The organism is Paenibacillus radicis (ex Gao et al. 2016), assembly GCF_014641555.1.
Lineage (GTDB): Bacteria > Bacillota > Bacilli > Paenibacillales > Paenibacillaceae > Pristimantibacillus > Pristimantibacillus radicis.
The window spans coordinates 190,233-202,878 of record NZ_BMHY01000004.1 but is presented as its reverse complement, the minus strand read 5'-3'; the positions used below and the strand labels follow the sequence as shown (position 1 = coordinate 202,878).

Genomic DNA, 12,646 nt, shown 5'->3' with positions numbered 1-12,646 from the left:
TGTAAGTCTTCTGTTATTTTTTCTTCACTGGAAAATACACTTCAGTAATTCGGTCTTCAGGAAGCGTATAATGGGGATCGGATACATACCTTTCATACGGGGATTTCAGTAATACATACCCTTCCCTGTCGATCCATTCGCTCAGCTTCGCATATACGGATGTCAATTGCGTATAGGAGCCTTTTAACACCGATTTGGCACATAAGCCTCCCGGTAAATCACGCGTACCCGTTACAGCCTCTTCGACCGGAATCGCAAACTCCGTATCATTGCCAGCAGGATTATATTCCGGGCTGTGATAAATCGTCATGGGGCTGCCCCGCAGCGTCAATTGCTCAGTCGCAATCTTTTCATACAGCCTGCTGAAATATGCGCCATACCCTTCTGCGTAATGATCACTGCTTAACTTCAGACGGATGGAGAGCACATTCATCGGAACCGTTTCTACAAGCTGCACTTCGATCTGCTGAAGATAGGACATAATCGGAATGCCCTTTTCTACATTAGAGATATCGAGACTTATTTGATTAAGGGTGTAGGCTGCAGCATCCAGCTTCTCCTGGAGCCCTCTCCTTTTCCGATTAAGCGCATTATAAATGTTAGCTTCAAAATGATCCTGTTCCCAGTCCAGGATGGCTCCGATCTCCTCCAGTGAGAACTGATAAGCTTTCAACCGGTTGATCCAGAGCATTTTCTCTAGCTGGCCAATCGAGTAGTACCGATAACCGTTGTCACCATTAATCTCATCAGGATGTATTAAGCCAATTTCATCGTAATAGCGAAGCGTTTTGGCCGACACTCCACATATCTTCGAGAATTCTCCAATCGACAGCAAGCCGTAACCTCCATTCTTCAGCCTTTTATCGGAACAGTTGGATGATCGAACCAGTCCGTTGCTATCTCTCACTATACACCTTCCCCTTAGGGCAAAGTCCACCCCATTCTCTTCCGGCTTTCGGCTTGGGTGGAAAATAAAAGGGAGCTAACGCTCATGCAGCGTCAGCTCCCAAATTTGTTCATTTACCTGGCTAAAAGCTCCCTCATCTCTTCTACCGACTCCTGAAAATGAGGATATAACCGGAATTCAATCTCCATGTTGACGATGCCCTCATACGCAGCCAGCCACTCGAACACTTCCGAATAAGGAATCGAGCCCCAGCCGACAGGCAGATGCAAATCACCATAGCCATAAGGCAAATTGCTCATATAGGCCTTAGCATCGTACAGTTTGCCGAAATTGTCATGCACATGCAAGTGCTTCGTGTAAGGAAGTACAGCTTCAATCGCCTCTTTGAAGTCATAGCCGTACGCAATGGATGTTAAATAGCAATGGCCGATATCGAGCGTAATGCCCACATTGTCCAGACCAACCTTGCGTATGTGCTCTGCTACCGTCTGCGGACGAACGCCATAGGTATAATCATTTTTCAGATCGTACCAGATATTGTTCTCGACCCCGATCGATATTCCTGCACTCTCAGCGATACGCCCCAGTCTGTGCAGCATCGCTACATCCTCTTCAAGCAGCAGCTTGAACAGCTCTTCCCGTTTCATACGGCCATATTTCGGAAAATAATGCTGTTCCAGATTTTGATCCGTCAACTCAGCGTAGGAGCTATGATAAATGATCGTATCGGCGCCAATCGCTGCGGACAGCTCAATCCCCGTCTCGAAGACGGCCTCATATTCCTGGCCTTTCGCCCAAGACAACAAGTTCAATTCATAAGGCAGATGCATCGTGTAACCCAGCTTGAATTTCCCAAGCACCTCACGCACTCTTTCCAGACGTTTCGGGTGAACACGGCCTCCGATCACGACATCCAGTCCGTGAAGAATCAGCTCTGCGTAATCGCACCCAGCGTCAGCAATATAGCCGAGATGGCGCTCCAGCGTTTCCAGATCTCCGTTTACCATATCTGCGTTCAGACTGATCCCAATTCCCTTTGCTTTCATGCAGTCGCCTCCTGCTTAAACCAGCCTTCTTAGTTCCACTCTCCAAGAATATCTGCATACGCTTCGAGATAATCATGAACGAGGCTTTTGGCCATCGAGTACGAATTGACAAGCGGGTGAACCATCAATGCTTTGATTGCAGAATCCTTCGATTTGTTCAACACGGCTTCTACTGTATAGCTTTCGAACAGCTTCACATTCTTCATCAGTTGGTAAGCATGCTCAGGCAGCTTCTTTGGTGTAACAGGAACCGCACCTTGAGCGGTCATGCGGCATGTAATTTCTAGCACGTCGTTTTTGTCAAATCCTTCAACACGGTCTCCTGCAGGAATGTTCAGTACGATATGCTTCTCAATGCCTTGGTTCATCGCCCGTGCGAAATCCAGCATGACGCCGGCATAACCGAGCGTATTTGGCATTTCGAGCTTCTCATCCTCAGAAGGTTGTTCGATAGGCCCTTTGCTCGTCTCAATCGCCATGTAGGAGGACTCGCGTTTGTGCATGAACCGCAGGTAGGTTTGAAGCGCTGCTTCCGGATCCGCATCAATGTCCATTTCCCCAAGCACACGCAGCATCTCGGCATTGTTCGCTTCGACGAACTTAGCACGTGTATCGCCATTCTCAACAATGTTCTGAACCGCTTGTTCGCGGTTGTAATAGTAGTACAGATACTCATTCGGCAGCAGTTTAAGCGTATCGATCAATTCCGGATCGAACATTTTGAATTCGCCAACCTTCGCGATGAACGCTTTGTCCGACACAAGCTCAGGCAGCAATTCTTTACCATCCTGCACAATGCTTGTAATCCAGGAGAGATGGTTCAGTCCGACAAATTCAACATACAGCTCATCCGGATTGGCACCAATCGCTTCGGCAATACGGATCTTCGTCGAGCTTGGCGTATCGCAAATGCCGATAACACGGTCGTAACCTGCAGTATGAAGCGCTTGAGATACGAGGCCAGATGGATTCGTAAAGTTAAATACCCATGCGTTTGGCGCAATACGTTTAATTTTCTCACAATAATCGAGCAATACGGGAATCGTACGAATTGCCATCGAGAAGCCGCCAGGGCCTGTTGTTTCTTGGCCGATAACGCCATGCTTCAAAGCAATTTGCTCATCGATGACACGGGAATGATCATTGCCTACGCGGATCGTCGTAATGACATAGTCCGCTCCAACCAAGGCTTCCTCGATATCGTCGCTGAATTCGAGTTCCATGTTAAGGCCGCTTTCCTTCACGACATGCTTGCACAGCTTCCCGATGATTTCCAGCTTCTCCCGGTTAACGTCATACATCACGAATTTTGTAATGCCGATATCTTTAGCCAGCATCGTTAAGCTTTTTGTGAAAAATACAGCGCGAACACCCGCGCCTCCAATTAGTACCAATTTCATTTGAAATTCCTCCTCATAATTTGGTTATCGAATTAGGATAATAAAGTGACAGCTTCTCGCGGCGAATGATTGGACAAAAACGCGGTTAATTCAGCTAGGGTCGGGGACCCCGTGCTGCCTCCACGCTTTGTAACGGAAAGCGAGCCGCAGGCGGTGCCGTATTTCAAGCAATTTTCCAAGTCATCTCCTTTCAAATAGCCATAGAGATACCCGGCATTGAATGAATCACCGGCGCCTGTTGTATCCACAACTGTTACTTGGAAAGAAGGATGATGCATCATTTTCCCGTTACGTGCAGCGATTACTCCCCCCTCTCCAAGCTTGATGACGGCTGAAGGCGTATGTTTTGCAAAGACGGAAAGCGCGGCTTTGACATCAGACTTCCGCGAATAATGGAGGGCTTCCAGTTCATTCGCAAAAAACACATCAACAGACGGGATAATGTCGAAAATGCCTTCATACCATTCGCCTGTCTCGTCCCAGCCTACATCCATCGATACCGTAAGGCCGGACTGCTTGGCCTTTGTCACAAAGGACAAATACTCCTCGTGATTGGAACGTCCGTTATAGCCGGTAATGTGGACATGCCGGACCTTGGTGAACAGCTGCTCCGGCACATCGTTTAACGTAAACTCTGTGACGGTGCCGTCATAAGTGACAAAGGACCGATCCGTCTCCGGGTTAAATGCAATGCTGATACCGGTGCTTTGTTTTTGACTAAATCCGATATCCGTAGCTACTCCATTGCGATGAAGCTCATCAATAATGAACCTTCCGCAATAATCATCGCCGACAAGTCCCGTAATGATTGGATGCATGCCCAGCTTGGCTATGCCCAATCCGCTCAGCGCCGTTCCGCCTCCAATGTGGAAAGAAATATTCGGAACCCTAATCTCCTGACCAGCATCCGGAATGGCGTTGCAGCCGCTAACGACAATATCAATGTTTCCTGCTCCCAGGAGCAGTACATCGTATGGTTTTTCAGCTTTCAATAGGATGACCCCCACGCTTCAATTGTAATGTTTTCTGAGAACGTTACCAGACTTATAAGAAAGAGGCCATAACAACTATTACGATTCATTTCTGGCAACGTTATCAGACTTGGGCAAAAAAGAAGCTTGAACCTTTAAAGTAAACTTCTCAAGCTGTCTCTCTCGACCAATTTATGACTAAGCACAACTTCCTTAACGCCCGGCGAGTTCCCTTCAATCATCTTAATCAATATATCGACGCTCATCTGCCCGATTTGTTGAATCGGCTGATGCAATGAGGTTAGCTTCGGACGAACGGTTTCTGTAATACTGGAGTCGTCGAATCCGACGACCGAAATGTCATCCGGCACTTTCAGACCATGGTCTACAATGCAATTGAGCGCCCCCACTGCCATATCATCACTGACAGCAAAGACAACCGTCGGCAAATACTCGCCTTGAAGAAAGGATTGCATAATCTCATAGCCGTCCTTCATCTTGAAATTGCCGAACCGAACCCATTCCGGGTTAACGGAAATGCCCGATTCTACAAGTGCTTTCAAGTAACCGTCATAACGATTCCGTCCCGTCGAAATCTCTTTCGTATCTCCCCCGATGAAAGCAATACGCCGGTGTCCTAAAGCGATTAGATGCTTTACCGTATCATACGATGCCTGCATATCGTCGATGTTGACCGAAGGGCAATCCACCGTTGTTCTTGGCTTTGCGCTGCAGAACACGGTAGGCGTTGTAAGAGTTTGAAGAAAACGCTCGATGTGCTTGTTCATCTTCTCGTGCATAACAATAATGCCGTCTACCTGCATTTCCTTAAACACATGCAAATACTTCAATTCCTTGTCCAGATTATCTTTGATGTTGCCGACAAGTATGTTGTAACGATTCTGACTTGCCGCTTCTTCAATATAACTGAGCGTGGAGGAGAAAAAGCTGGTTGAGATATCGGATGCAATGACGCCAATCAGGTTCGTCTTCTTGCGAACCAAACTACGGGCGATACTGTTAGGCACGAAGTTGAGGTCTTTAATCGCTTGTTGAACCGCCAATCTCACTTCCTGCTTGACGTACTTCCCGTTGTTCAGCACTCTGGACACGGTTGAGATCGAAACGCCGGCTTTCTCTGCGACATCTTTAATATTGACAGCCAGAACGTTCCCCTCCTCTTTCCTGTGATGTTCCATCGACTGCTGATTGGATAAACAAAATATATCAAAACGTTTTCAGAGTCGTCAACCCTTTTTTCAATCGATTCGCAAATTTGGCTTTGGCATTTATTTCTGCTTATAAAAAAGCTGCCATTCATCTTGAGAATGACAGCTTTAATTTATGTATACTATGACCCGAATCCTGTTCCCCCATGCAACACGGCTGACAGATTTCGCAATACTTTATCATAAGCTCCATTAAAGGACGGAATAAGTTCTTCTATCCTTGCTTGAAACCTCTGCGGATCGGATTCCGCTAGCTGAGCTCGAAGCTGCTGCTCTTCATAGGAACCGTCATCGTCAAGCAGCATAGTGAGTATCTTTGCATTAAAAAACTCATTCGGCGGGAGAACTAGCGAATTCATCATGAACATGGCTCCATACATCGAGAAATCCTTTTCTATTGCCAGTTTAGTGGCCTTTTTGGTGTATAAATCAATATACTTATGAGCAAATGCAACGCCTTTCAATGCCTCCGCACCGGTGTGCTCGACGCCCTTCCACCGCAGATCCGATACGGAACTAATCCACCAGGCCGGTTCAACGGCTTGCTGCATCCGCTCAAGTACCCGACGTTCGAACTGAGGCTGAGGATTGCTGCGCTGCTCTTTCAAGCAATCACCGAGAGTCTCCGCTTCAATCGCGGCTACCGTCATCCCTTGTCCATAAATGGGGTCGAAGCTGCAGAAAGCATCTCCAAGCACAAGCAGCCCTTCTGGCCAATCTTCCATCTGTTCGTAGTGTTGACGAACCGACTCCTGCACACGATAGCCCCTTGGTCCTTGAATCGGCTCCAATTTACTTGTCAGTTCAGCCACCCCGGCTGCAGCTACCGTTTTTAATTCTTTTTGATAAGCTTCAATATCGGTTGAAGGATAGGGTTCATCGCCTGCGCTAAAAAGGAGAGATCCGGCAACGTTATTTTCAATTCTAAACAGATAGCTGGAATAAATTCCTTTTTCGGGATGCGGGTCCGATAAGATAGAATGCCACTCTTTATTCAAGTGCTCAGGAATTTTATAATAGCGGGTGCTATAGCCTAATGAAACTTTCAATAATTCTGGTTCTGGCACTGAATAACCTAGAGATTCAAGCCATTTGGCCGCTTTCGAGGAACGTCCCGCTGTATCCACAACCAGATCAGCTGTCACCGCGCTTACTGTTTTTTGTTCGTTGCGTTCCCTTATGTAAATACCTGTAATCGTCTTCTGATTATCCGAAGCGATTAACTCTGTTGCCTCTGTATTTGAAACAAAGCGAACGTTTTCTACCTGTTGAACCCGTTGTCGGATTCCCCATTCTAACAAAGCTCTGCTGCAGGACGCCGTGTTCTTCGGCGGTTGTATGCGAAAGCTCCCGTAACTATTGGCAAGTTCTACTGAATCCTCATCCGAAGGGTCCGCTCCCATCTTCAGCAAATCATCAATATAACCGGGAAAATAACGTTCAAGTATTATATGGCCCCGAGGCAGTATCCGATGCGGATGATAGGCTTGAGGAACACCTGATCGCATGACGGGGTCAGCCGGCAATTCATCCCTTTCCACTATAACGACAGCCTCAAAATAATCTGATAAAACACGAGCGGTCACGAGACCGGCTATTCCTGCACCGATGACTACAGCTTTGCCTTTAGCCTTTAATTCTGCCATCTATATCATTCCTTTCGGTTGTCATTTGTGAATTCTTACTGCTCTCTATGTTAGGAATATCGGCAGCGCCCTTCTCCTTTCTTCCCTCTCTCATCTGTTCAACTTCCAGAATTTGATTATACCCGCGCGCGAAACAGACATTCAACTAACATGAATAAAGTTACACATTTAAGGTTTTTTTGTAACTTATTTGAATATATGCACGAGCTCGTCATCTAATCCGTTTAACCGAATAAAGGGCTTTTTGGTTTCTAATAATCATTTTGCTTCTTCTGGATAAAATAAGGGAAATGATGAACGTATTCCGTCAAGCCTGCGTTTAATATTCAAGGATTACTGTGATTAAAATTTGACATATTCCGGTCGCTCGCATATCATATGATCAAGTGCTCATATAATGTTTGAAAAGAGGTTGTCCCATGAATGAATACCGCATTAAAGGTCTTTCTTGCGCCGGTTGTGCCCAAAGAATAGAAGATGAAATTAAACAATTGGATCATGGAGACGGCGCCACGCTCAGTTATAATTCAGGCAAACTGACAATTAGCCCGGACATTTCCATGAAGGACGTCAATCGCATTTTGAAATCAGATGGTGCTTACATCGCTAATCCATTACATGAAGAACCTGGTTCTTCCTCCCATTCTCATACCCATGGTACTCATGACCATGAACACGGCCACGAACACAGCCACGAACACGGCGATCATGATCACAGTCACGCTGACGGCAATCATAAAATGTTAAAATTGCTAATTACATCTGGAGTCTTATACGCTGCTGCCCTGCTTCTAGACGGCGTACTCGGTAAGCCAATCCTTATTACCCTCTATTTGCTGGCCACTGTTATCAGCGGCTACACGACCTTCTTTCGCGGCTTGAAAAACTTAATTAAACTTAAGTTTAATATCGACACGTTAATGACCATTGCGTTAATTGGAGCCGTAGCCATTGGAGAATGGAAAGAAGCTACCTTAGTCGCCATTTTGTTTGGACTTAATGAATTGCTGGAAGGCTTCGGCATGGAAAAAGCGCGGCGTTCAATGGAAGCCTTACTGCAAGTTGCTCCCAAAGAAGCATTGAAAATCGTCAATGACCAAGAATTCATTGTCCCTATCTCCTCCTTGCAGGTCGGTGACCTCGTCAAAATCAAGCCCGGCGAGAAGATTCCCTCTGATGGTGTCATTACCGAAGGAAAAAGCTCCGTCAATGAAGCTGCCATCACTGGCGAGTCGCTTCCGGTTGAGAAAGAATCCGGTGAGCCTGTCTTCGGCGGAAGTATTAATAACGAGGGCCTGCTTATTATTCGTATCGAGAAAGCCTATAGCGACTCGTCGTTAGCCAAGATTCTCCATCTGGTACAAGAGGCTCAAGAAACGAAGACGCCAACAGAGCTCTTTATCAATAAATTTGCGAAGTACTATACGCCGCTCATTATGATTATTGCTGCTCTTGTGACGGTCGTCCCTCCGCTCTTCCTCCAAGGAGACTGGAAGACTTGGCTGTATCAGGGATTGTCCGTGCTCATCGTCGGCTGCCCTTGCGCATTAATTCTATCTTCACCGATTGCGATTGTTTCCGGGATCACCCGTACAGCGAGAAACGGAATACTTATCAAAGGCGGCGTGTTCTTAGAGCAGCTGGGCAAAATCGATACGCTTGCTTTTGATAAAACAGGCACTTTGACTAAAGGTGAACCACATGTTGAGCAGCTTGAAATCTATGACGACAATCGATTCCTTCAAGTTGCTGGCGCGATTGAAAAATCCTCATCGCACCCGTTAGCCAAAGCGATCATGAAGGAAATCGACCGCAGAGACCTGACGATCTTCGAACCTGAGGAAATTCAGACGCTTTCCGGAAGCGGCATTAAAGCACGGATAAATAGTCAGCCTTACTGGTTAGGCAACGAAAAAAGCATTGCGCATATAAATATACCTTCAACCATTCAAGAGCGGATCAAACAGCTTAAGGAAGATGGACTGACAATCGTTCTTGTAGCGGACGAACAACAAGTACTCGGTATATTCGGTATCTCGGACGAAATTCGCAAGGAAAGCCGTTCTGTCATAGCATCCCTGCACAAGCTCGGGATCAAAAACACCGTTATGCTAACGGGGGATCATCAGAAGACTGCTGAGAAGGTTGCAACTGCTGTTGGTGTCTCTGAATACTACGGAGGTTTATTGCCGGAGGATAAAGTAAACCGGGTAAAAGAACTTTCTTCCAGAGGCATTGTAGCTATGATTGGCGACGGCATTAACGACGCCCCTGCTCTGGCTACCGCGCAACTTGGCATTGCGATGGGCAAAGGCACGGACAGCGCAATAGAGACTGCGGATATTGTGTTAATGCAAGATCACTTAGGCAAACTTCCAGAGGCCGTCTCCCTCGCCAAGCGCGTTAATCGCGTCATTCGATTCAACATCATCGTCTCGCTTGGTTTGAAAGTTATTGCGTTGCTGCTGACGATCCCTGGCTGGCTCACTTTATGGATTGCCATTTTGTCCGATATGGGAGCTACCATATTCGTAACGCTGGTGAGCTTAACGATTCTCATTGAGCGTAACAAATCATAACGACCCCATTTGAATCGGACTAACCGAACAAGGGTAATGTACGAATGTGTGCATTGCCCTTTCTTGTGCAGGAGAATTCATTTCAATAAACCAGATCTTCTCGTAGTTCGACTCCATTACGCTCACAAAACTCCCTATACTTTTGTAAAACCGTATAAATATCGTCTTGTCCCACAATCTTATTATCCTCATCAAAATATTGAAGTGCCCCGCTTAATATGAAAAGCGTCACTACTTCTTCATCTTCTGTAAAGAGTGTATGAATATCTCCAGGCGGTTCAAACACAAAAGTGCCTGGCACAGCCGCCCAATTACGTCCCTCATATCTCCATTTCCCTTGAATGTTATAACCAATAACTGATCCGCCTGTATGTCTATGCTTGCCCAATACTTGATTACTCTTAATCTTGAACAAATAAATCCATGTACCCGTATTAAGGTCAAACCGCAAAGGTTTAAAATGGCAGGAATGATTTTCTGTGAATGGTACCCATGGCAGTTCATCTATGTTAAATACGCGTTCCGGCAATTGCAATTTTTCCGCCAACAATATGACGGATTCATTAATAAGCTCACTCATTATCAATAAACTCCCTTCACTCTTGTTTGTACTTCTATTCGTAATACAGCTCCAATCTCCTTTATTTCCAATTCGGTTTTATGCTACTATTCACTTTAACGTAACATGCCGCTGTTTAATCACAATGCGTGCTGCTCTTTGATGAGCCTAACAACCATAAAGGAAGAATGAATGCCATGAACTTTGCTGAACTAACATCTGCCATAAAGCCTGTCGACTTAAGAAGCTGCCTAATTAGCCAAGACGGCCAAATGCTGTATGAGTATTATCGAAATCAACAGATCCCGCAAGAAATTGCCAAAGTAAACTCTTGCACTAAAAGCATTCTGTCGGCTCTCATTTGCATCGCAATGGACCGAGGCATCATTCCAGAGGCAAACACGCCAATCGCAACGTTTTTCCCTCGGCTGCTTGACGACCCTGATCCCCGGAAACGGGAAATTACGATCGAGCATCTTTTAACGATGACAGCCGGATTCTCGTGGACTGAATTCGGCGGACAAAAGTCATTTCCGCGTATGACGCGATCGAGTAATTGGATTGATTTTGTATTGGAGCAGCCGCTATCCGAGGATCCAGGTACTCGAATGGAGTACAGCTCTGGCGTATCGCAGCTGTTATCGGCCATTCTGGTACAAGCTAGCGGCAAAACAACTGCCCGATTTGCCGAAGAGGAGGTATTTGGCCCGCTCGGCATCGAAGACTACACCTGGGAAGCCGATCCGCAAGGCATTCATACCGGAGGGTATGGGATGCGGATGCGTCCTGCGGATATGCACAAATTCGGACAGCTCTACCTGCAGCAAGGACGCTGGGGACAGGCGCAGCTCATTTCCGCAGAACGATTGCTCCGTTCCGTGCAGCCGGCCATTCCTGCAAGTCCGCCAAACTTCGGCTTATACGGGTGGCATTGGTGGACGCATACATACCGTGAGGAAAGCGTGGAACAACAATTAAATACCGCCCCGTCTCCTGCTTTCCACTACTATTACGCCAGGGGATATGCCGGACAATATATTTACATCGTTCCATCTTTGAAGATCGTTGCCGTCACGACTGACGATAAGCGTAAAAAAGAGCGGCATCCGGCAAATGTGTTCTTAGATTACATCGCCCCAATACTGTTAAAGGCATAGTTAGCACCGTGGGTATAGGATGACACAAAAAAAAGCCGCATTTCTGCGGCTCTCTTTGCTCGTTCCATTACTTATTCAATAACTTCATCGAATGCTCCGGGTAGCGGTCGCCTGCCGCTGCGCCTATTGGAGCTATAGTATCGATAAAACGTTTAACATCCTCAGGCAGCTTAATGTCTACGGCAGCCATATTTTCTTCCAAATAGGAAATTTTCTTAGTTCCCGGTATTGGAATCAGATCCTCCCCATTCGCTAACAGCCAGGCTAATGCGAGCTGGGATGTGCTAATCTTCAATTGTTGTGCAATCTCTTCTAAGTGCTGAAGCAAGGAAAGGTTATGCTGCAAATTATCTCCTTGCAGACGTGGCGTCTTTCTTCTGTAATCATTTTCCGCCAGCGTATCCGTGGATTTGATTGTTCCGGACAGAAACCCGCGTCCCAGCGGACTATAAGGAACGACAGCTATATTTAAATCCCGGCAAAGAGGTAAAACCTCACTTTCGATGTCCCTGCTCCATATGGAATATTCGGTTTGCAGCGCTGCTATTGGATGTATGGCATGTGCGCGCTCGATCGTTTGGGGAGAGGCTTCAGAAAGTCCAATATATCGAACCTTCCCCTCGTCGACTAACATCTTCATCGCACCAATTGTTTCTTCAATTGGCACTCTGGCATCAACGCGATGCAGATAGTAAAGATCAATATAATCCGTATTTAAGCGCTTCAAGCTCGCTTCGCAAGCCTGTTTGACATAGCTGGGGCTGCCGTTAATTTCGACTACCTCTCCAGCATCATTTCTAACGAAACCAAATTTAGTGGCGATGTGAACGTTCGGTCTGACGCTAGATAAAGCGCGGCCGACTAGAGCTTCATTTTTACCCAAGCCATACTGGTCAGCGGTATCGAAGAAATTAACGCCAAGCGACAGAGCATGCTGAAGAGTTGCAATCGAATCCTCCTCCTTTTGATCACCATAGTACTCCGACATCCCCATGCAGCCCAAGCCCAATGCTGATACTTTCATAGAACCAATCGATCGAAATTTCATTTTACTCCTCCTCCTGCCAATCTAGATAAGAGTATATCGATTAGAGCGCACTGTAAGGCAAGCGTCATTTTTTATTCTGCCAGCAATGTTGGTCAATTGAACTT

General features: G+C 46.4%; 10 protein-coding genes. 2 read left to right on the top strand and 8 right to left on the bottom strand.

Features of this window, described 5'->3' with window-relative positions; translation table 11 throughout:
- Positions 1–13: 13 nt before the first annotated feature.
- From IEX98_RS12475 to IEX98_RS12450, 6 genes are all read right to left on the bottom strand, one after another.
- Positions 14–835, bottom strand: coding sequence for a MerR family transcriptional regulator (locus IEX98_RS12475; protein ID WP_188889842.1), 822 nt, complete (start codon positions 833–835; stop codon positions 14–16).
- Between the two features lie 185 nt (positions 836–1,020).
- Positions 1,021–1,953 (bottom strand): sugar phosphate isomerase/epimerase family protein, encoded by a 933-nt coding sequence (locus tag IEX98_RS12470; protein WP_188889521.1) that lies wholly within the window; start codon positions 1,951–1,953, stop codon positions 1,021–1,023.
- Between the two features lie 29 nt (positions 1,954–1,982).
- The gene (locus tag IEX98_RS12465) at positions 1,983–3,353 is read right to left on the bottom strand and encodes a family 4 glycosyl hydrolase (protein WP_188889520.1); all 1,371 of its coding nucleotides are present in this window, start codon (positions 3,351–3,353) and stop codon (positions 1,983–1,985) included.
- Between the two features lie 32 nt (positions 3,354–3,385).
- Positions 3,386–4,345 (bottom strand): carbohydrate kinase family protein, encoded by a 960-nt coding sequence (locus IEX98_RS12460; protein ID WP_188889519.1) that lies wholly within the window; start codon positions 4,343–4,345, stop codon positions 3,386–3,388.
- 134 nt (positions 4,346–4,479) lie between these two features.
- Positions 4,480–5,523 carry a LacI family DNA-binding transcriptional regulator gene (locus tag IEX98_RS12455; protein ID WP_229692150.1) on the bottom strand — a complete coding sequence of 348 codons (1,044 nt, stop codon included), beginning with the start codon at positions 5,521–5,523 and terminating at the stop codon, positions 4,480–4,482.
- A 152-nt stretch (positions 5,524–5,675) separates the two neighbouring features.
- Positions 5,676–7,199 (bottom strand): NAD(P)/FAD-dependent oxidoreductase, encoded by a 1,524-nt coding sequence (locus IEX98_RS12450; RefSeq protein ID WP_188889518.1) that lies wholly within the window; start codon positions 7,197–7,199, stop codon positions 5,676–5,678.
- 419 nt (positions 7,200–7,618) lie between these two features.
- Between IEX98_RS12450 and IEX98_RS12445 the strand changes: the two genes are divergently transcribed.
- Complete coding sequence (locus tag IEX98_RS12445; RefSeq protein WP_188889517.1) at positions 7,619–9,778, top strand: heavy metal translocating P-type ATPase; 2,160 nt, start codon at positions 7,619–7,621, stop codon at positions 9,776–9,778.
- Between the two features lie 82 nt (positions 9,779–9,860).
- On the opposite strand, the gene IEX98_RS12440 is transcribed toward IEX98_RS12445, so the two are convergent.
- On the bottom strand, positions 9,861–10,358 hold the full coding sequence (locus tag IEX98_RS12440) for a 2,4'-dihydroxyacetophenone dioxygenase family protein (protein WP_188889516.1): 498 nt from the start codon (positions 10,356–10,358) through the stop codon (positions 9,861–9,863).
- Positions 10,359–10,534: 176 nt separating this feature from the next.
- On the opposite strand from IEX98_RS12440, the gene IEX98_RS12435 reads away from it, so the two are divergent.
- Positions 10,535–11,494 (top strand): serine hydrolase domain-containing protein, encoded by a 960-nt coding sequence (locus tag IEX98_RS12435; protein WP_188889515.1) that lies wholly within the window; start codon positions 10,535–10,537, stop codon positions 11,492–11,494.
- 67 nt (positions 11,495–11,561) lie between these two features.
- Here the strand turns inward: IEX98_RS12435 and IEX98_RS12430 are convergent, their stop codons facing one another.
- Complete coding sequence (locus IEX98_RS12430; RefSeq protein ID WP_188889514.1) at positions 11,562–12,542, bottom strand: aldo/keto reductase; 981 nt, start codon at positions 12,540–12,542, stop codon at positions 11,562–11,564.
- Positions 12,543–12,646: the final 104 nt, after the last annotated feature.